Origin of the sequence: Mesorhizobium sp. M0802 (genome assembly GCF_040320115.1) — a bacterium.
Lineage (GTDB): Bacteria > Pseudomonadota > Alphaproteobacteria > Rhizobiales > Rhizobiaceae > Mesorhizobium.
This window is the reverse complement of record NZ_JAMYOY010000001.1, coordinates 676,700-696,834: the sequence shown is the minus strand read 5'-3', so window position 1 is coordinate 696,834 and position 20,135 is coordinate 676,700. Positions and strand designations below refer to the sequence as shown.

Genomic DNA, 20,135 nt, shown 5'->3' with positions numbered 1-20,135 from the left:
CTCGCGGCGGGGGCGTGCTCCCCGACCCACCACCCCCCCCCCCCCGCCGGGGGGGGGGCGCCCTGCCCCGGGGGGGGGGGGGGGCGAAACGCTAGGCACCCCACCCCGGCGCTGCGCGCCGACCCTCCCCATCAAGGGGAGGGTAAAGGGAGCTAATGCAGCGTCTTCACCAGTGCGCCGACCATCACTTGCGGCCGGTAGCCGAGCTTGGCCGGCGTCAACCCCAGCCGCACCACCACCAGTTGCTCCGACGGGATGATGGCGACCGTCTGGCCGTCATGGCCCTCCATCCAGTAGGTATCGTTGGGCAGGCCGGCGGCGACGCCGGCGCCGGGATTTCCTTCGTCCCCCGGGGCTTCGATCCAAAGTTGCCCCTTGCCGTAGACTTTCGAGGCCGGTGCCGGTTCGCGCATCCAGTCGACGAAACCGGCCGGCAGGATCTGGTTGCCGTTCCAGACGCCGCCCTGCAGCAGGAATTGGCCGAACCGCGCCCAGTCATGCCCCGTGGCATAGAGGTAGGATGAGCCGACAAAGGTACCCTCCTCGTCGGTTTCGAGCACCGCGCTTTGCATGCCGAGCGGCCCGAACAGCGCTGCCCTTGGCCACATCAGCGCCTTGTCCTTGTCGCCGATAGCATCCTGCCACAGCCGCGACAGCATCACCGCCGTGCCGCTCGAATAGGAAAAGACCTTGCCGACGTCGCCGGTCAGCGGCTTGGCCTCGGCGAAGCCCGCCATATCCGGTTCGAGGTAGAGCATGCGCGTCACATCGGCAACGTCGCCATAATCCTCGTTGAACTCGAGTCCGCTCGACATCGCCATCATATCGGCAAGGCTGATGGCGGCGCGGCCGTCCGCCTTCCATGAGCCGAACAGGCCCTGATTGGTCACCGCCATCTTGCCGTCCTTGACCAGCGTGCCGACGAGCGCGGCGTTGACTGTCTTGGTCATCGACCAGCCCAGCAGCGGCGTTTTCGCCGAAAAGCCGTCGCCATAACGCTCCGCAACAATGCGGCCATTTTTGACCACCACCACGGCGCGCATGCCGATGCCGGTCATCGCCGCACCGTCGAGGATCTTGTTGATTTCGGGATTTTGCGAGGCATCGACTCGATCTCCCTCGGGCCACAGATCGCCCTTGGTGGCCGCCGACGCCTCGGCAGGGATTGACGTGCGCCGTGCCTTGCCGACGTCGCCATCGGGAACCGAGGCGCAACCCAGGCCGGCGCGCGCAACAGCAACGCTCTTGCCGAGGAAGCCAAGCAGCCCGGCCGAGACGGTCCCCCTGTTCTTGTCGACCGACACCTTCATCAGCCTGAGAAGCGGATGGCCGGGCGCCTGCACGTCGATGGCAAGCACCTCATTGGGATCACGGCCGGCGATAAAAACATTCGAGCAGACAATCTTGGCGGAATAGCCGGAACCGACGCGGATCAGTTCGGGCGGCGCGACGTAGAGCCAGGTAAACAGGGCGGCTATGGCCAACACGACCAGGCCGAGCAGCCATTTGATGATCTTCACGGCGATCCGCATCTTTCCGTCCCTGCTTTTCCGCTGCCCGTGGCTTGCGGCCCGATTTATGTCATCGATTTGCCGCCATTGCTTCCGCAAAATCGGTGTTCTTGTCGAGCGCCGTCAACCTATTATCAACCATGATCGGCGATCACTGGTGCATGTCGCCCAAAAGTGCGCAGCGGTTTTGGAACAACGACATGCACGAAAATAGCGTATCAGGCGATGCTGTGGGGCGATCGCCTGAGGGGCACCTGCAACGACAACCCAACAGCGACCGGCTGATTCCGGCTCGGGAAATGCGATGCGCCGTTTCGCGGCCCTCATCACGTTGACGCTGCTGGCCGCCTGCTCGACCGCCGGCGATCTCGTGCCCTCGATGTCGCCATCCAGCAGCCCGACGGTTGCCGTGCGCGCACCGCGTTTCGAAGATTCCAAGCCGCATGAATGGGATAGCGGCGCGCCCTGGAACTATGCCGTTCACGGCACCGACGTCTCCAAATACCAGACCTCGGTCGACTGGCCGACGGCCAACGCCAGCGGCATCTCCTTCGCCTTCATCAAGGCGACCGAGGGCGGCGACCGTTTCGACGAGTATTTCAACGAGCATTGGTCGCGCACCAAGGCCAAGGGCATTCCGCGCGCGGCCTACCATTTCTTCTATTTCTGCACGCCTGCCGCCACCCAGGCGCGCTGGTTCATCCAGAACGTGCCCGTCGACCGCTCGGCCATGCCGCCGGTGCTCGACATGGAGTGGAACCCGCAATCGCCGACCTGCCGGCTGCGCCCGGATTCGGCGACGGTGCGGGCCGAAATGACCACCTTTCTCGAGATGATCGAGCGGCACTACGGCAAGAAGCCGATCATCTACACCTCGGTCGACTTCTTCGACGATAACGACCTTGCGACCTTCCGCGGCTATCCCTACTGGCTGCGCTCGGTGGCCGGCCACCCCCGCCAGAAGTACGGCAGCCACCCTTTCACCTTCTGGCAATACACCGGAACCGGTATCGTTCCCGGCATGACCGGCAAGTCCGATATCAACGTCTTCAACGGCACTGAGGCAGCCTGGAAAAAGTGGCTGCGGCAGAACACCCGTTGACACCGGCTCTGCCGCCTGCTTTTCGACGTCCCATGCGCACCTACCTGCAACCACTGGGATATCCACGCCGGAAACAGTCGAGGAGCCGATTGCGCTCCGGGCTGCTCGCGGGCCTGCTGCTCGGCGCTACGGCGATGCCGGCGGGGGCGCAGGAATGCGGCGGCGACTTCGAAACCTGGAAGCAAGGCGTGGCGGCGGAAGCCAGGGCGGCCGGTGTCGGCGCTGTCGGCCTTGACGCACTGGAAGCCGCCACCATCGACGACAAGGTGCTGGCGCGCGATCGCGCCCAGGGCGTCTTCGCCCAGACCTTCATCCAGTTCTCCAACCGCATGATCTCGGCCTACCGGCTGAAGCAGGGCGCGGCCAACCTGAAGAAATACGCCGAAGTCTTCGCGCGCGCCGACCAGCAGTTCGGTGTCCAGGCGCCGATCATCACCGCCTTCTGGGGGCTGGAGACCGATTTCGGCGCCGTCCAGGGCGATTTCCACACGCTGAGCGCCTTGGTGACGCTGTCGCACGACTGCCGCCGGCCGCAGCTGTTTCGGCCGCAACTGGTGCCGCTGTTGACGCTGATCGATCGCGGCGTCGTTCCGGCCGACGTCACCGGCGCCTGGGCCGGCGAGATCGGCCAGACGCAGATCCTGCCTTCCGACTATCTCGCGCGCGGCGTCGACGGCGATGGCGACGGCATCGTCGATCTCAGGCGCAGTGTGCCCGACGTGATCATGACCACGGCCAACAAGGTGCTGTCGCGCGGCTGGAAACGCGACCAGCCCTGGATCGAGGAAGTGCGCGTGCCCGAGGACATGCCCTGGGAGCAGACCGGCCGCACCAACAAGCTGCCGCTGTCGCAATGGGCCGCCTGGGGCGTCGCCAACCCCGATGGCACGCCGCTGATCGACAATGGCCTGAAGGCCGGCCTGGCGCTGCCGATGGGCCGCAAAGGTCCGGCCTTCCTCGCCTACGACAATTTCGACGTCTATCTCGAATGGAACCAGTCCTTCACCTACGCGCTGACCGCCGCCAACTTCGCCAGCCGGCTGGCCGGGGCAAAGCAGTTCGACCCGCGCAATCCCGAAACCGGGCTCAATGGCGACCAGATGAAGGAATTGCAGACCAAGCTCGAAGCCAGGGGCTATGACGTCGGCACCGTCGACGGCATTCTGGGCACCAACACCCGCGAAGCCATCCGCAAGGAACAGATGCGGCTCGGCATGCCGGTCGACGGCTGGCCAACGCCGGAGCTGTTGGGGAAACTGTAGCGCTCCTTGCCTTCTCCCCTTGTGGGGTGAGCAGCCGGTTTCGCGGAGCGAATTCATCGGCATGAAGGCTGGCGAACGCCGGGACGCTGCGAAGCAGCGGGGACCCGGCAGGTGGATCGGCCACCACCCCGGCCCTTCGCATAGCTCAGGGCGTCGAAGGCTCGAAAAGCCAAGCAATTGGCTTTTCGTCCGCTGAAGCGGAGAAGGAAGAAACCTAATCCGCCATCGTCTCCAAACTCGCGAATCCCTGCGGCGCATCGCCTTCATCGAAGGGTGTCGTCACCTCGACGAAGGTATCGGGATAAAAGCCGTTGAAGCGGGTTCTTAGCGACAGCGAATAGGCACCGATATGGCCGATCTCGATCCAGTCGCCGGTGTCGACGGTTTCCGGCAGCCAGAACGGCCGCGACAGGATGTCGACGGAATCGCAGGTCGCGCCGCAGACCTTGAACGGCACGATGTTCTTCTCCTCGCCATTGCGCGAGCGGATCGCCGGATCGGGGATGAAGCGGGCCGGCAGTGTGATCTTGCCGGTCCAAGAATCCGACAGCGACGCCCAGATGCCGTCATTGATGTAGAGCCGCTTGCCCTTGCGCAGCAGCACCCGCACGATCAGCGAGAGGCAGCGCGCCACGATCACCCGGCCGGGCTCGGCCACCAACGGGATCTGGTCGAACTGGTATTCCCTGAGGTCGCCCGACAGCCGCGACATGATCTGGCCGAGCGACGGCATCTCGATCTGCTTGCGATTGGGGTCATGGCCGTACTCGGCGGGAAAGCCGCCGCCGACATCGAGCCCCGCAATGTCGAAGGTCAGCCGGTTGCGCACCCAATCGGCGGAGGCCAGCGCCCGTTCATAGGTGTCGGGATCCTCGATCTGGCTGCCGACATGGAAGCATAGGCCGACCTTGTAGCCGGTGCGGTTGAGCCGCTCGGCGAGTTCCACCGCATAGGCCGGCCCGGCGCCGAATTTCTTCGACAGTTCATAGGCCGCCGAACCCTTGGTCTGGATTCGCACGAACACGCTGATGGAGCCCGGATCGATGTCAAGCGCCCGTACCACCCGCGTCAGCTTGGTGATCTCGTCCTCATGGTCGAGCGAAATGACGCGGATGGCGTATTTTTCCAGCGCAAGCTTGATGTCCGACTGCGCCTTGACCGGATGCATGTAGAGCATCTCGGCGTCGGGTGAGACGGCGCGCACTGCGGCGAACTCGCCGGGCGAGGCCACATCGAAGGCGGTGACGCCGGCTTCGACCAGCGCCTTCAGCACGATCTGCTCGCCATTGGTCTTGACTGCGTAGGCTGTCTTGCCGGGAAACATGCCCATGAACTGTTTGGCATCCGCCTTCAGCACCTGCGGGCGAAAGCAGTAGACCGGATCGTCCGGCCGAAGCGCCAGCGCCGCCTCGCGGGCATTCTCGAATCGCTGCATGGACGAATCCCCTGACTTCTCGGCTGCGCACAATTAATCCAAGCTAGCGGCCAAAGAAAACAATTCTGTGTCTGGCGGGCACTGACCCGGCGGCGCATCCTCCTGGCAGCACTGTTGCCAGCAATCAGGTTTCGGGTGGCTCTTGTCGCCGGACCCGATATGCCTTCTGCCTGAGTGGCTGGCATTGATGCCGCGGGGAAGGACGTTCACGATGGCAATAGCCACGACAGCCGTACAGCGCGGACCGATGACGCTGAGGGACTGGGGACAGCTTCTGCTGCTCGGCGCCATCTGGGGCGGCTCGTTCTTCTTTGCCCGCATCGCCGTTGCCGAAATGCACCCGCTGGTGCTGGTGCTGTTTCGCGTTGCCATCGCGGCCATCGCACTTCAGCTCTATCTCGGCATTCGCGGTCCGTCCTTCCGCCTCGCCTTCCCGCATGCCGGCCTGTTTTTCCTTTTGGCGCTCGCCAACAATGTCGTCCCGTTCTCGCTGATCTTTGCCGGCCAGACCGCGCTTGGCGCCGGCGTCGCCTCGGTGCTCAACGCGACGACGCCGTTCTGGACGCTGATCCTCGCCAACGCGCTGACAGCGGACGAAAAGCTCTCCTGGAACAAGCTTGCCGGCATCGGGCTCGGCATCGCCGGCACCGCTGTCATGATCGGCCCCGGCCTGCTGGCCGGGCTCGGCGGCCCGGTCTGGGCGAAATTCGCGCTGATCGGCGCCTCGCTGTCGTACGCCGTCGCGCTGATGATTGCCCGCCGCTTCAAGGGCGTGCCCTCGCCGGTCATCGCCACCGGACAATTGACGGCGTCGACCATCATCATGATCCCGGTGGTGCTGCTCACCTATGGCCCGGCCGGCCTGTTCTCGGCCTCGCCGCCGGTCTGGACGGCGGTGCTGGCGCTGGCGCTGCTCTCCACCGCCTTCGCCTACATCCTCTATTTCGACCTCGTCGCCTCGGCCGGCGCCACCAACGCCTCGCTGGTCACGCTCATCGTCCCGGCCAGCGCCATCCTGCTCGGCCTCCTGTTCCTCGGCGAGCGGCTCGCTCTGTTCGAGTTCTGCGGCATGGCACTGATCGCGCTTGGCCTGGTGACGATCGACGGGCGGTTGTTTGGTCGGCGCTAATGCCTGTCGACCAAAAGTGCGCAGCGGTTTTGAAACAACGACGCGCTTTAGGTTTGGTAGCGCTGCCATGCCTCGCTTCCGTCACAGCCACGTCACAATTTATTCACAGGCTGCCAGCGGGTTTTGCCGAAGAGTTTCAATGCCTAACGCCAGGTGGCAGGTCGCAAATTCCACAATCGCGTCGCATTGCAGCATATTTTCCGCTTGCCTGTGGCACAAATGCCCCTAGACTCCACCCATAGCTCTTGAAGAGGAGACTATGACATGGGACTTACGAGGCCAATCAACGCATTGATGATCTGTGCTGCATTTGCCTTCATTGGCGCCCTTATCATAGGTGTTCTTCCGTAACCGCCGGAGCGGAAGAACAGCAGCAATAGCCCACAAATTCGAAAGGCCGGGTGTTTCGCCCGGCCTTTTGCATTTCAGATTTCATACCACGATGAAGCTCAGGCGGCGGCGGATCCAGCTGCCTCTGTTTCGTGGGAGCGGATGCCGATCATATGGCAGATGGCAAACACCAGGTCGGCCCGGTTCATGGTGTAGAAATGGAAGTCGCTGACGCCGCGCTCGACGAGATCGAGCACCTGCTCGGCCGCCACGGCAGACGCCACGAGCGCATGCGTCTGCGGATCGTTGTGCAGCCCTTCGAAACGCTCGGCCAGCCATGCCGGCACCAGCGCGCCGCAGCGCGCCGAGAAATTGGCGACCTGGGTGAAATTGTGCACCGGCAGGATGCCAGGCACGATCGGGATGTAGATGCCGGCACGGCGCGCCTTCTCGACATAACGCTCGTAGAGATCGTTGTCGAAGAAGAACTGGGTGATCGCCCGCGTCGCGCCATTGTCGGCCTTGCGCTTCAGCATGTCGAAGTCGGTGGCGAAGTCGGGGCTTTCCGGATGCTTTTCGGGATAGGCCGAGACCGAGATGTCGAAATCGCCGGCGTCCTTCAGCGCTCCGACAAGTTCGGCGCCATTGGCATAGCCATCGGGATGCGGCCGGTAGGCCGTACCGACACCCGCCGCCGGATCGCCGCGCAACGCAACGAAGCGCTTCACGCCCATATCGGCGAATTCGCGGACGACGGCATCGACCTCATGGCGGGCGGCGTCGACGCAGGTCATGTGCGCCGCCGGCGTCAGCGCCGTCTCGTTCAGGATGCGCTTGACCGTGCGCGCCGTGCGCTCCCGCGTCGAGCCGCCGGCGCCATAGGTCACCGAGACGAATCTCGGCTTCAGCGGCTCCAGCCTGGTGACGGTGTCCCAGAGCCTGGCTTCCATCTCGTCGGTCTTCGGCGGGAAGAACTCGAAGGAGACGCGGACCTTGTCGCCGATGTCGGGACGGCGGGAAAAGCGGAACTGGTTCATCAGGCGATTTCCCCCATAGGGTACGCTTTGGTGGGTTGGGTGTCATTTGAAGGCTCGGCGATCAGCATGCGGCGGTCGCGGCCGAGCCACAGCTTGACGGTGAGCCTGGCTTCGTTGCCGCCGCGCGGCTCGAATTCCTGGGCATCCTCGAGATCGAGCCCGGCATCGGCAAACCATTCGGAGATCTGGCGGTCGGAAAAGCCCAGCCTGACATGCGCATGCAGGTCGCGCAGGAATTCCAGTGCATGCGGCGCGAAATCGACGATCACCAGCCGGCCCGACGGGCGCAGCAGCCTTGCCGCCTCGCGGATGGCGCGGGCGGGATCGTCCAGATAGTGCAGCACCTGATGGATGGTGACGAGGTCGAAGGCGTCGCGCTCGACCGGCGGCGCGAAAATGTCGCCTTGGCGGACCTGGGCATTGGCGATGCCTGCCTTGTCGAGATTGGCCCGCGCCACCGTCAGCATTTCGCGCGACATGTCGATGCCGACACCGCGCCGGTAGAGCGGCGAAAATATCTCCAGCAGCCGCCCGGTACCGGTGCCGAGGTCTAGCATCGACTGGAATGGCCGCTTGCCGACCAGCTTGAGGAGTGCGGCTTCCACGGCGCGGTCCGGCACATGCAGCGAGCGGATGTGATCCCAGCTGGCGGCGTTCTCGGAGAAATACTCGGCGGCACGGTCCTGCCGTTTGCGCTTGACCGACGCCAGCCGCTCTAGATCGCGCTCGACCTGCGGATCGGCGCCATGAATGCCGGAGACCAGCCGCAGCACGAAGTCGCGCGCGGAATCCGTATCCGACAGCCGGAAGAAGGCCCACGAGCCCTCCTGGTAGCGGCCGATCAACCCGGCCTCCAGCAGCAGCTTCAAATGCCGCGACACCCGCGGTTGCGACTGGCTGAGGATCTCGGTGAGGTCGGACACGGTGAGATCGCCGCGCGACAGCAGCGCCAGGATGCGGAGCCGGCTCGATTCGGCCGCAGCCTTCAACGTATCAACCATCGTATCGAGCGAAACATGCATCGGCGCGTTCTCGTTGAAAAGATATAAACATATGTTTATGTCAGCTTTGACGACATGGCAAGGCCTATGTCGCTTCCTGACAAGAAAATGCCGCATGATCCCCGCCTGAGAGAACCGCTTTTCCCTGACGATCGGCTGGAAACTTGTGCTAGGGCGAAAGCCATGTTCGAGAAGCGCGACGGCGAAAAGCTCCTGCAGACTGACCCGGCTGACATGCCGGCGGATGGCCATATCGTGTTCATCGGCCGCATCGCCTCGCCATGGACATCCAGGCAAACCTGCCCAAAGAACATGCGCGCGGCGCGCGAGGCCGGACAGGCGGCCACGGTTCTCATCGACCCTGCCTATCGCGACGGCCTGCTTGCGCTGGAGCGGGCCAGCCACATCGTCATCCTGTCCTGGCTGCATCACGCGCCGCGGGCACTGATTGTCCAGAGACCCCGCCATGCGGCTGAGCCGAAAGGCGTTTTCTCGCTGCGCTCCCCTGCCCGGCCGAACCCAGTCGGGCTGCATATCGCCAGGCTGATGGCCGTCGACATCGACAACGGCCGCATCGACATCGACGCCATCGATGTGTTCGACGGCACCCCGGTGATCGACATCAAGCCCTATTTCGCCTCGACCGACGCCTTTCCCGAGGCGACCATTGCCGGGCGTGACGAAAAATGAGCGCGCCCACCGGCCGCCGCCGCGCCATCGCCAAGGCGCTGACCGCACTGCTGCCCCTGGCGCCCTATGCCGATATGGAGAAAATCCGCACCGAGGCCGGCGCCGTGCACATGAAGACGCTGCCGCCGGGCATCGCGGTCTGGCTGGCGACGATCGCCCATATCAGGCACGGCCATACCGACTATGAAAAGCTGCTGGCCGAGGGCTATGACCGCGACTCGGCGCGGTTCTTCGTCATCGAGCAAACAAACATGGTGCTGACCCGTTGGCGCGCCACGCGCCTGCTCGATGCAGAGGACGAAGAGGAATAACTTCAGCTACCGTCGCTTCAATACGGCAACCGCATTGTAGGGCTGGCCGTCGGCCTGGCCAACCCAGGTCCAGGACAGGTTCCCTTTGAAAAATCGGACGGTGATGCCGCCACCGTCGATGCACTTGTCCTGGCCATAGCTGATGTTTTCCCGGTATTCCGCCGAACTGTCGTCGCGAGAAATCTGGGTCAACGATCCGCCGCAGCCGAGCGACGGATAGTCGATCGACGCGGCGCCATCGCCGATTGTCATTGCGATCGCCCAATCGGCGCCGGCAGCACCGGCCGGACTTTGATGACCGCTGCCGGTCCAGACGCCGTTGAACCCCGCCGCGTTGACCACGCAAGGCACGTTCTGAAAGATCGGCGTCAGTTCGCTGCCCGTCTTCTCGCAACGATAGGTCTGGCCGTTCTGGCACAGCGCCTCGCCCTCGCGAGCGCATTGCGCGAAGGCATCGCCAGTGACGAAGACGAGGAAAATTGCAAAGCTTATGGTCTGAAAAGATCTGCCCATTTTGCCCCTCCCGGCCGGATATTTTCAAGCCGGACTATAGGGCATATCGAATGTGCTACCTAGGACAAACGGCGATGGTTGGGTGGCCCTATGCCGCCTGCAGGGGACCACTAGCTTGACTCTGCCGTATGAAGCCGAAGGGACCAATCGCCATGAACCGAAGCTCAGCAGCGGGTAGCATCGTGCCATTCCCTTCCATGTCCGACCGCCACATCGATCCGCATTCCTATCCCGACGGCATCGCCTTCCTCGACGGCCAGTATCTGCCGATGTCGCAGGCCAAGATCTCGGTGCTGGATTGGGGCTTTCTGCATTCCGACGCCACCTACGACACCGTGCATGTCTGGGACGGGAGCTTCTTCCGGCTCGACCTGCATCTCGACCGCTTCTTCGCCGGCTTGCAAAAACTGCGCATGACGATCCCGTCCGACCGCGATGGCGTGGCCGAGATTCTGCACAATTGCGTGGCGCTGTCGGGCCATCGCGCCGCCTATGTCGAAATGCTGTGCACACGCGGCGCCTCGCCGACCTTCAGCCGCGATCCGCGCCAGGCGGTCAACCGCTTCATGGCCTTCGCAGTTCCCTTCGGCTCGGTCGCCAATGCCGAGCAGTTGCGGCGCGGCCTGAATGTTGCGATCAGCGACAAGGTGCGCATTCCGCCGGTCTCGATCGATCCGGCGATCAAGAACTACCACTGGCTCGACCTGGTGCGCGGCCTCTACGACGCTTATGACCGTGGGGCCGAAACCGCATTGATTCTCGACTTCAACGGCAATGTCGCCGAAGGCCCCGGCTTCAACGTGTTCTGCGTCAAGGACGGCAGGCTGTCGACGCCAGCCGCCGGCGTGCTGCCCGGCATCACCAGGCGCACCGTCTTCGACCTCTGCGCCGAGGCAGCGCTTCCCACCATGGCCGTCGACGTCAGCGTTGCCGCGCTGAAGGCTGCCGACGAAGTCTTCATCACTTCCACCGCCGGCGGCATCATGCCGGTGACAGTGATCGACGGCGCTGCTGTCGCCGACGGCAAGATAGGCGGGATCACAAAGCGCTTGATGGCGCTCTACTGGCAAAAGCATGACGACCCGGCCTGGTCGAGCCCGGTGCGCTATCCCTGACCGGCGAAGGTCCTGCTCCACACGATGTCGTGACCAAAAAGATTCCCCCTCGCCTCTGGAAAATCGCTCGACGCACCGTATATCGCGGAAGCGGAGAAGCCTCCGCTTCCCAGTTCACGGCCCGCATGGGCAAGGATTCCACGTCATGACAAGCAAGGTTTGGTTCATCACCGGATCGTCGAAAGGCTTTGGCCGAGTCTGGGCCGAGGCCGCACTCGCTCGCGGCGACCGTGTCGCCGCAACCGCGCGCGATGCCGGCACGCTCGCCGATCTCGTCGCGAAATACGGCGATAATGTCGCCGCGATCAAGCTCGACGTCACCGACAAGAAGGCTGTCGATGCGGCCATCGCCGAGGCGCACAAGCGCTTTGGCCGGCTCGACGTCGTCATCAACAATGCCGGCTATGGCCATTTCGGCGCCATCGAGGAAGTCAGCGAACAGGAAGCCCGCGACCAGATCGAGACCAATGTGTTCGGCGCGCTCTGGGTCACCCAGGCGGCTTTGCCGATCATGCGGGCGCAGGGGTCCGGCCATATCATCCAGATCTCGTCGATCGGCGGCGTCAACGCCTTTGCGTCGCTCGGCCTTTACCATGCCTCGAAATGGGCGCTCGAAGCCTTCAGCCAGTCGCTCAGCATCGAGGTCGCCGAATTCGGCATCCATGTGACGCTTGTCGAACCGGGCGGCTTCTCCACCGATTGGTCCGGCGCCTCGGCCAAGGTCTCCAAAACGATCGAGGCTTACGCGCCGGCCCGCGCCAAGATGGCGGAACGCCGCGCCAACTCGGTCGCCGGCGACCCCGAGGCCACCGGACCGGCGATGCTTGAAATCGTCGACGCGGCCGAGCCGCCGCTGCGCATCTTCTTCGGCGATGGCGGCCTGCCGATGATCAAGCAGGAATACGCCAACCGCATCGCGCTGTGGGAAAAGTGGGACTACGTTTCCGTCGAGGCGCAGGGCGCCAAGAAGAACCGCAAGGCGGCCTGAGCGCGTCTTGAAATCCGGCTGCGTCGCCCCGGCGGCGCAGCCCTTGCCCTAGCCCGGTACTAGGATCGATAAATCCACTGCTCGGGCACGCGCACCGAGATCTCTTCCCCTGTTGTCATACGACCCGGTTTCTCGACCCAGGCAACGAGGCCGCGCAGCCGTTTCGCCGCCTTCGGGAAGGCCAGCGCGCCGGCCTCCCGATCGGCCATCCCGGCGTTTTCGGCGATCGAACGTCCAGCAAGCCGGCAAGGCCCGTTCTGCGCATCGACCTTGATCGTCACGCCACCTCTAAAGAACAGCAGCGTGCCTGACGGCAGCATCGAGAGATGCGGCACGCCTTCGATCAGCAGATTGGCGCCGATCCATTCCGGCTTGATCTCGGCCAGCCCCATCCGCTCGGCAACGACGGCGAGTTCATCCGCTGCTACGATTGATATCTGCCGCTCGTTGCGGATTTCGGTGCCGCGCGGATACCAGGGTTCGCGACCGCCGGAACGACGGGTGGCGCCGGCGTGGAAGTCGCCGTCGATGCCTTCGAAACCGAGTTGCAATGCTTCCACCGGGCGCGTCTGGAAGTGATTCGACGGGGCGACGTACAAAGCGGCCACTTTGGCGGACAGCTTCCTGGCGGGGATGATGTCGACCGGCTTCTCAGACTCCGGGAAGAGGTCCAGCATGGCTTCGTTCCTTCTGCAGGATGACGTCGCAAATAGCCGTAGCCGTGGGCTCGGGTCCAGTCGAAAGCGATGATGATTCGATCAAACCGGCTGATGGCGTCCATCGGTATCATGAAGGCAAGGCTGGAGGAACGCTTTCTGCGCGGAGAACTCGGCAACGCCTATGACGATTATGCCCGCAGCGTACCGATGCTGCTGCCGTTCATGCCGGCCTGATTACAGCATCCGCAAAAGCGCGCCGCCGATCGAATAGCCGGCGCCGAAGGCGCACAGCACGCCGAAATCGCCGGGCTTCATGTCGGCGTGGTTTTCCGACAGCGCGATGATGGCGCCAGCGCCGGCGGTGTTGCCGAGCCGCTCCAGCACCATCGGCGCGCGGTCATGGTCGACCTCGTGGCCGAAGGCCAGTTTCAGGATCATGGCGTTCATTCGCGCATTGGCCTGATGCAGCCAGAATCGCCTGATGGCTTGCGGCGTCAGCCCGTGCTCGGCGAGGAATTCGACAATGAATTTGTGGCCGGCGACGGTGACTTCCTTGAACACCTTGTTGCCGACCTGTTTGATCAGATTGCCTTCGAGGTTGATCATGTAAGGATCGTCCTGGGCGGTGCGGGTGTGATAGCCCAGATTGGTGCGGATATTGTTCGACATCTGCGTCCAGGTGCGCGTGTCCAGCACCTCGAAACGCCCCGGCCGCCTCTCGCCCTCGCCCAGCCCCTCGACCACCATCGCCACCGATGCATCGCCGAAGATGAAATGCGTCTGCCGATCGCGGAAATTGAGATGGCCGGTGATGATCTCCGGCGTGACCACCAGCACGCGCTTGTGCGCGCCCGCCCGGACCAGATTGGCCGCAATGTGCAAGGCGGCCGCGGCCGATGAACAACCAAGCCCCATGTCGAAGCCGGCGCCCTTGGTGCCCAGCGCCTCCTGCATTTCGATGGCGATCGCCGGATAGGGCCGTTGCTGGTGCGAGGCCGAGCAGATCACCAGGTCGATGTCGGACGGCTTCAGGCCGGCATGGTCGAGCGCCTTCCGGGCTGCGGCCACGCCAAACTCGGCCTGCAGCGACAGCGCATCATCGGGCCGCGCCGGAATGCGCGGCGCCATGCGGGTCGGATCGAGAATGCCTTCGCGCTCGATGACATGCCGGGTCTGGACGCCAGAGGCATGGACGATGAAGGCGCTGTCGGATTTCTGCAGCAGCGTCTCATCCGTGCCTTGCCGGCGCGCATTCTCGGTTTCGACCCAGGCGTTGAAGCTGGCGACCAGTTCTTCATTGGTGATCTTGGCTTCAGGGATTTCAACGCCGATGCCGCTGATGATGACGCGATGCATATCCAGTCCGTCCATGCGCAGGCGTTGTCGTTCTCATGTGAACGACGAAGGGGCGCGACACAACACTTTTCTCACCCCACCGGTTTACGCCGGCTTAAACCATAGGCTGTGGCCGGATATCATCGGGAGTGCTAGCCGGCCCGCTTGGCGACGATGAAAATGCGCGGGAAGCGCAGCAGCACCTTGCCGTTTGCGGTCTTCGGATAGGCCTCGGTGATCTTGGTCGTGTAATTATCGAGGAACATCTTGCGCTCGCCGGCGTCCAGCGGATCGAGGAAAGGCTTCAGCCCCGTCGACTTCACCCATTCGACGATCGCCTCGGCGTCGGTCAGCGGATGATTGTAGGCTGTATGCCAGATATCCACCCGGATGGAGAGCGGCGACAAGAGATCATAATAGAACGACACCGCCGGCAGCGGTCCGCGCGCAGCACCTGCCATCTTGGCGGCGAACGGCATTTCGGCGGCCGTCTCGCGCATCAGCCGATGCGACGGCTCAAGCAGATTGTCGGGCATCTGGACGGCGAGCGCACCGCCCGGCGCGAGAAAGCCCATCAGCCGCTGGAACACTACCGGGTGGGTGGGCAGCCACTGGAACACCGCATTGGCGAACATGACGTTGACCGGCTCGGCCGGCCGCCATGTCGAGGCATCGGCGAGGTCGAAATTGACGCTGGGCAGGCGCGCCCTCGCCTTTCCGATCATGTCGGGAGAGGTATCGAAACCGATGACCTCAGCATCCGGCCAGCGCTCGACCAGCAGCTCGGTCGAGTTGCCCGGGCCGCAGCCGATGTCGACCACCCGGCGCGGGAAATCCACCGGCACCTGCGCAACAAGATCGCGCGCCGGCCGTGTGCGCTCATCCTCGAATTTCAGATATTGGGCGGCGGACCAGTCAGGTTTTGACATGTGCGATTCACTGTTCTCGGGATAGCCATCTGAATAAGGATCTGTCGATACACACACAATGTGCCAGACATGCTGCCACGAATCGTGCAGTCTTGACACGGGACGAAAGTTCATCTTTTGTTCTTTTGGATTTTTGTGGGGATTGCCGTGAACGCCGAAACGATGAACGCCGCCATCGATTTGGCAAAGAAGACCGCCGGCAAGCGTTTTCACACCGTGCTGGCTGATCCGCCTTGGCGCTTCGTAAACCGCACTGGCAAGGTTGCGCCTGAACATCGTCGCCTATCGCGATATGAGACGATGAACACCAATGATATATGTGCACTCCCAGTTGCCGAACTGACCTTGCAACCGGCACATCTCTATCTTTGGGTTCCAAATGCCCTGCTGCCGGACGGTCTTCAGGTCATGCGATCTTGGGGGTTCGAATACAAGTCGAATATCGTCTGGCACAAGATCCGCAAGGATGGGGGCTCTGACGGTCGCGGCGTAGGCTTTTATTTTCGCAATGTCACAGAGCTTCTTCTGTTCGGCGTGCGTGGAAAAAATGCGCGCACAGAGGCTCCTGGCCGCAGCCAAGTCAACTATCTGTCCTCGCGAAAGCGAGAGCATTCGCGCAAGCCAGACGAGCAGTACGAACTAATCGAAAGTTGCTCCAAAGGGCCGTATCTTGAGCTTTTCGCTCGCGGAACAAGACCCCGATGGACATACTGGGGAAATCAGGCTGATGACGACTATAAGCCTACCTGGAAGACTTATGCTTACAATTCAGCAGCAGAGCCCGCAGAATAAGCGGCTATTAGTAGTCGCCTACGGCATCAATTATCGGTTGGAGGCTGGAAGGATCCTCGCCGAAACTGACAATTGAATCCGGCAATCCGATTGTGACGATAGGGCATGGGTTACCTACGCCGCGGGAAATCCGATCATCAAGTTTTCGCCAGTGGGTGGTGGCTTCTCCGAACTTGTCGGCCACAAACTTGTTCGAGAACGCCTCCCTGAAGGTGACCGGATTCTTCGAGCGCTCGATGCGCTTCATTATTGCAGAGCGTTGACGCGTGGTGGGGTCATATCCCCATCGCAACAAATCATCGAAAGATTGTATTTGTCGCTCGTCGAAGAATCGCAGAACAAGATCCAGCATGTTATCGTGAAGCGATCTCCCACGCGTCACAATGATTCCGACAGAAATAGCTCCTTCGGCATGGAGACGCTTGAAATTCTCAAGATCTCTATCAAAGAATGGATCTTTATTATTCCATTCGATTTCCAGCGCAACAACTGCATCTGAGCCATTTCGCTGCGGGAGATGCCGAACATGGTCCATTTTGTGGGAGATCGCTTCTCTAGCGATTCCGTTGATCACTTTTTCGATAGTAAAAGTTGTCGTCAACCAACCCGCAGCGACCAATCCCCGCCGCAGCCGCTGGGTGTTCTTTGTTTCGCCTCCACCGCCCGCGACTATCTCCTCGATCGGAATGGATGCCGCCAGCAATACATCTTCTAGCTCCGACACCGCCTGTGGAAAGTCGACAGACAGAATTGCTTCAGCGTGCGAATGAAATTCGACCTGAAATCCCTTTTCTGAAAGACGATCAAACAGCGCCATACTTCTACCGCGTCAGCCTCTTGTAGGTCATGCGGTGCGGGTTGACGGCTTCGGGCCCGAGCCGGCGGATCTTGTCCTGCTCGTAGTCCTCGAAATTGCCCTCGAACCATTCGACATGGCTGTCGCCCTCGAAGGCGAGGATGTGGGTGGCCAGGCGGTCGAGGAACATACGATCGTGCGAGATGATGACGGCGCAGCCGCCAAAGTTTTCCAGCGCGTCTTCGAGCGCCGCCAGCGTTTCCGTGTCGAGGTCGTTGGTCGGTTCGTCGAGCAGCAGCACATTGCCGCCGGTCTTCAGCATCTTGGCCAAATGGACGCGGTTGCGCTGGCCGCCGGAGAGGTTGCCAACCTTCTGCTGCTGGTCGCCGCCCCGGAAATTGAACGACGCGCAATAGGCGCGCGTGTTGGCCTCGAACTTGCCGAGCTTGACCACTTCGGCACCGCCGGAAATCTCCTCCCACACCGTCTTTGACGGATCGAGCGCATCGCGGCTCTGATCGACATAGCCGAGCTTGACCGTCTCGCCGACGCGGACAGAGCCGGCATCCGGGGTTTCCTGGCCGGTGATCATGCGGAACAGCGTCGTCTTGCCGGCGCCGTTCGGCCCGATAACGCCAACGATGCCGCCCGGCGGCAGTTTGAATTCCAGACCCTCGATCAACAGCGTGTCGCCAAAGCCCTTCGACAAGCCTTCCGCCTCGATCACCACATTGCCGAGCCGCTCGCCATGCGGAATGACGATCTGCGTATCGCTCGGACGCCGCTTGTCGGCTGCATCCAGCAGGTCCTGGAACGCCTGGATACGCGCCTTGGACTTGGTCTGGCGGGCTTTCGGGCTGGACTGGATCCACTCGCGCTCGCGGCCGATGGCGCGCTGGCGGGCGTCGTCCTCGCGACCTTCCTGCTTGAGGCGCTTGGCCTTGGCTTCGAGGTATTTGGTGTAGTTGCCCTCATAGGGAATGCCGCGGCCGCGATCGAGCTCGAGGATCCATCCCGTGACATTGTCGAGGAAGTAGCGATCGTGGGTGATGATCATCACGGCGCCCGGATAGGCGCGCAGATGCTTTTCGAGCCACGCCGTGGTTTCGGCGTCGAGATGGTTGGTCGGTTCGTCGAGCAGCAAGAGGTCGGGCTGACGCAGCAGCAGCTGGCAGAGCGCGACGCGGCGGCGCTCACCGCCCGAAAGCTTGGTGACCTCGGAATCCTTGGGCGGGCAGCCCAGCGCTTCCATCGCCATCTCGACCTGCTGTTCGAGATCCCACAAATTGAGCCGGTCCATCTCGTCCTGGAGCTTGGCGGACTCATCGGCCGTCTCGTCGGAGTAGTTCATCATCAATTCGTTGTAGCGCTCGATGATGGCGGTCTTGGCGGCGACACCTTCCATGATGTTCTCGAACACCGTCTTGTTGGCATCGAGCGCCGGCTCCTGCGCGAGATAGCCGACGGTGGCGCCTTCGGCGAGCCACGCTTCGCCGTTCCACTCCTTGTCGAGCCCGGCCATGATCTTGAGGATCGTCGACTTGCCCGAGCCGTTGGGGCCGAGGATGCCGATCTTGGCGTCGGGATAGAAGGAGAGATGGACATTCTCAAGCACCTTCTTGGTGCCATAGGCCTTGTTGAGGCCGGCCATGTGATAGATGAACTGGCGTGCCACGCGCGCTTTCCTTGATGATTGACCGAAAATGTCGGATTGAATGGAGGTTGGCCGCTATGTAGGCGATGCCGGGCCGAACGGCAATCGCTTTTGCCATTTCAAGCCGGGTGTACACCGCACGTTAAGTTTTCCGCCGGTTGTAGGGAGCGTTGAAATCCCCGGTTAACCCTTCAGCGTCAAAACAGGATCGATCGCTGGCCTGTCGCGATCGAAAGTAGAGATCGGACCGAAGGTAGTGCTGAACAGTTTCCTGCTCCTTGCCGAAGCGGTCGTCTACTTCAGCGTCATGGTCACGCTGTTCCGCTTCAGGGATCGCATCGGCCTCGGCGTCTTCGTCTGCGCGCTGGGCGCCATGCATTTCCTCGAAACCTATCTCGCCAGCGTCTTCTATGTCGCCCTGCCCTTCGGCATGGTCTCGCCAGGCTCGGCGGTGCTGTTTTCCGGCAAGCTGGTGATGCTGCTTCTCCTCTACATGAAGGAAGATGCGGCCACGGTGCGCCAGCCGATCTATGGCCTTTTGCTCGGCAACGCCTTGATGATCGGGCTGGTCCTGATCCTGCGCCTGCACGATATTTCAGCCTTTTCCGACGGCAAGCTTCCCGATATCGGTTTCATCGACCAGTTGGGCTGGCTGATGGTGTGGGGCACGACGCTGCTCTTCATCGACGCCATCCTGATCATCCTGCTTTACGAAAAGCTCGGGCGTTATCTACGCAGGGCGCCGTTCTCCCGCATCCTGATTTGCGTCGCCTGCGTGCTCACCTTCGACCAGGCCGGATTTTTCAGCGCCCTGCATTTCGTCGCCGGCGCGCCGATTGCGGTCTTCTTCGGCGGCTGGTTCGCCAAGATGGGTGCCGCTTTTGCCTACAGCGCCATGCTTGTCGCCTACCTCAGATGGTTCGAAACGCGTCAGGTCGTGGCACCACGTGGGTTGTCCGACGTCTTCGACACCTTGACCTATCGCGAGCGCTACGAAGCCCTGGTCGAACATGTCGGCCGCGACGGCCTCACCGGCCTGTTGCACAGGGGACGCTTTGACAGCGACGGCGAACGTCTGGTCGCTGTCAGCCTGCGCACTGCCCAACCGCTCAGCCTGCTGATCGTCGACGTCGACCATTTCAAGTCGATCAACGATCGCTTCGGCCATGCCGAGGGCGACAGGGTGCTGAGATCGATCGCCCAGGTGCTGACCCAGGCGGCCGGCGCACACGATCAGGTTTTCAGGATCGGCGGCGAGGAGTTCGCCATTCTTTGCTCGCAGCCGCATGCGGTCGCCAGGTTGCTCGGAGAAAACCTCCGCCAGGCCGTCAAAGCGTGCGTAAACCGGTTCGACATCAGCGTCAGCGCCGGCATCGCCACTGTCGATGAGACCGTAGGCTCGCTTGCCGATCTCTTCGCCCTTGCCGACGAGCGTCTCTACAGGGCCAAGTCCACCGGGCGTGACCGCGTCGTCGGCGAAGCGCATGACGATGCCGAAGACCTAACTGCGTGGACATTGCCCACGCGTGGCGTCAGCGGATAAGGC

At 62.5% G+C, this 20,135-nt stretch carries 20 protein-coding genes; 10 read left to right on the top strand and 10 right to left on the bottom strand.

The window, feature by feature from the left end:
• Positions 1–152: 152 nt before the first annotated feature.
• Positions 153–1,532 carry a serine hydrolase domain-containing protein gene (locus NKI10_RS03320; RefSeq protein WP_352858629.1) on the bottom strand — a complete coding sequence of 460 codons (1,380 nt, stop codon included), beginning with the start codon at positions 1,530–1,532 and terminating at the stop codon, positions 153–155.
• 283 nt (positions 1,533–1,815) lie between these two features.
• Here NKI10_RS03320 and NKI10_RS03315 point away from each other — a divergent pair, with 283 nt between their 5' ends.
• Complete coding sequence (locus tag NKI10_RS03315) at positions 1,816–2,613, top strand: glycoside hydrolase family 25 protein (RefSeq protein ID WP_502897527.1); 798 nt, start codon at positions 1,816–1,818, stop codon at positions 2,611–2,613.
• 32 nt (positions 2,614–2,645) lie between these two features.
• On the top strand, positions 2,646–3,875 hold the full coding sequence (locus NKI10_RS03310) for a lytic murein transglycosylase (RefSeq protein WP_050586898.1): 1,230 nt from the start codon (positions 2,646–2,648) through the stop codon (positions 3,873–3,875).
• Positions 3,876–4,089: 214 nt separating this feature from the next.
• Here the strand turns inward: NKI10_RS03310 and NKI10_RS03305 are convergent, their stop codons facing one another.
• Complete coding sequence (locus NKI10_RS03305) at positions 4,090–5,310, bottom strand: alanine racemase (RefSeq protein ID WP_023668250.1); 1,221 nt, start codon at positions 5,308–5,310, stop codon at positions 4,090–4,092.
• A 211-nt stretch (positions 5,311–5,521) separates the two neighbouring features.
• Here NKI10_RS03305 and NKI10_RS03300 point away from each other — a divergent pair, with 211 nt between their 5' ends.
• Entirely contained in the window at positions 5,522–6,439 is a 918-nt protein-coding gene (locus tag NKI10_RS03300; protein WP_023697034.1) for a DMT family transporter, read from the top strand.
• 449 nt (positions 6,440–6,888) lie between these two features.
• Here NKI10_RS03300 and metF read toward each other — a convergent pair whose 3' ends face one another.
• Together metF and NKI10_RS03290 are read right to left on the bottom strand one after the other, a co-directional pair.
• Positions 6,889–7,806 (bottom strand): methylenetetrahydrofolate reductase [NAD(P)H], encoded by a 918-nt coding sequence (metF, locus tag NKI10_RS03295; RefSeq protein WP_023690856.1) that lies wholly within the window; start codon positions 7,804–7,806, stop codon positions 6,889–6,891.
• A complete protein-coding gene (locus NKI10_RS03290) occupies positions 7,806–8,828 on the bottom strand; it encodes an ArsR/SmtB family transcription factor (RefSeq protein WP_352858628.1) in 1,023 nt (340 codons plus the stop codon). Before NKI10_RS03290 ends, metF begins: the two co-directional genes overlap by 1 nt.
• Positions 8,829–8,990: 162 nt before the next feature.
• Here NKI10_RS03290 and tsaA point away from each other — a divergent pair, with 162 nt between their 5' ends.
• Positions 8,991–9,497 (top strand): tRNA (N6-threonylcarbamoyladenosine(37)-N6)-methyltransferase TrmO, encoded by a 507-nt coding sequence (gene tsaA / locus NKI10_RS03285; protein ID WP_352858626.1) that lies wholly within the window; start codon positions 8,991–8,993, stop codon positions 9,495–9,497.
• On the top strand, positions 9,494–9,808 hold the full coding sequence (locus NKI10_RS03280; protein WP_023668245.1) for a DUF2293 domain-containing protein: 315 nt from the start codon (positions 9,494–9,496) through the stop codon (positions 9,806–9,808). Before tsaA ends, NKI10_RS03280 begins: the two co-directional genes overlap by 4 nt.
• Positions 9,809–9,814: 6 nt before the next feature.
• Here NKI10_RS03280 and NKI10_RS03275 read toward each other — a convergent pair whose 3' ends face one another.
• The gene (locus tag NKI10_RS03275; protein ID WP_352858624.1) at positions 9,815–10,321 is read right to left on the bottom strand and encodes a hypothetical protein; all 507 of its coding nucleotides are present in this window, start codon (positions 10,319–10,321) and stop codon (positions 9,815–9,817) included.
• A gap of 197 nt (positions 10,322–10,518) precedes the next feature.
• Here NKI10_RS03275 and NKI10_RS03270 point away from each other — a divergent pair, with 197 nt between their 5' ends.
• Entirely contained in the window at positions 10,519–11,436 is a 918-nt protein-coding gene (locus tag NKI10_RS03270; protein ID WP_502897529.1) for a D-amino acid aminotransferase, read from the top strand.
• A 145-nt stretch (positions 11,437–11,581) separates the two neighbouring features.
• Positions 11,582–12,424, top strand: coding sequence for an SDR family oxidoreductase (locus NKI10_RS03265; protein WP_352858620.1), 843 nt, complete (start codon positions 11,582–11,584; stop codon positions 12,422–12,424).
• 59 nt (positions 12,425–12,483) lie between these two features.
• On the opposite strand, the gene NKI10_RS03260 is transcribed toward NKI10_RS03265, so the two are convergent.
• Complete coding sequence (locus NKI10_RS03260; protein ID WP_023821784.1) at positions 12,484–13,101, bottom strand: MOSC domain-containing protein; 618 nt, start codon at positions 13,099–13,101, stop codon at positions 12,484–12,486.
• A 69-nt stretch (positions 13,102–13,170) separates the two neighbouring features.
• Here NKI10_RS03260 and NKI10_RS03255 point away from each other — a divergent pair, with 69 nt between their 5' ends.
• Positions 13,171–13,317 (top strand): hypothetical protein, encoded by a 147-nt coding sequence (locus tag NKI10_RS03255; RefSeq protein WP_352858617.1) that lies wholly within the window; start codon positions 13,171–13,173, stop codon positions 13,315–13,317.
• On the opposite strand, the gene NKI10_RS03250 is transcribed toward NKI10_RS03255, so the two are convergent.
• Together NKI10_RS03250 and tam are read right to left on the bottom strand one after the other, a co-directional pair.
• Positions 13,318–14,439 carry a beta-ketoacyl-ACP synthase III gene (locus NKI10_RS03250; protein ID WP_352858655.1) on the bottom strand — a complete coding sequence of 374 codons (1,122 nt, stop codon included), beginning with the start codon at positions 14,437–14,439 and terminating at the stop codon, positions 13,318–13,320.
• A 131-nt stretch (positions 14,440–14,570) separates the two neighbouring features.
• The gene (gene tam, locus NKI10_RS03245) at positions 14,571–15,347 is read right to left on the bottom strand and encodes a trans-aconitate 2-methyltransferase (protein WP_352858615.1); all 777 of its coding nucleotides are present in this window, start codon (positions 15,345–15,347) and stop codon (positions 14,571–14,573) included.
• Positions 15,348–15,494: 147 nt separating this feature from the next.
• Here tam and NKI10_RS03240 point away from each other — a divergent pair, with 147 nt between their 5' ends.
• Positions 15,495–16,139 carry an MT-A70 family methyltransferase gene (locus tag NKI10_RS03240; protein ID WP_352858613.1) on the top strand — a complete coding sequence of 215 codons (645 nt, stop codon included), beginning with the start codon at positions 15,495–15,497 and terminating at the stop codon, positions 16,137–16,139.
• Positions 16,140–16,146: 7 nt separating this feature from the next.
• On the opposite strand, the gene NKI10_RS03235 is transcribed toward NKI10_RS03240, so the two are convergent.
• Positions 16,147–16,956: a BglII/BstYI family type II restriction endonuclease gene (locus NKI10_RS03235; protein ID WP_352858611.1), complete on the bottom strand. Its 810-nt coding sequence runs from the start codon at positions 16,954–16,956 to the stop codon at positions 16,147–16,149.
• Between the two features lie 4 nt (positions 16,957–16,960).
• Positions 16,961–18,610: an energy-dependent translational throttle protein EttA gene (gene ettA, locus NKI10_RS03230; protein ID WP_023668235.1), complete on the bottom strand. Its 1,650-nt coding sequence runs from the start codon at positions 18,608–18,610 to the stop codon at positions 16,961–16,963.
• A gap of 235 nt (positions 18,611–18,845) precedes the next feature.
• On the opposite strand from ettA, the gene NKI10_RS03225 reads away from it, so the two are divergent.
• A complete protein-coding gene (locus NKI10_RS03225; protein ID WP_352749065.1) occupies positions 18,846–20,132 on the top strand; it encodes a GGDEF domain-containing protein in 1,287 nt (428 codons plus the stop codon).
• Positions 20,133–20,135: the final 3 nt, after the last annotated feature.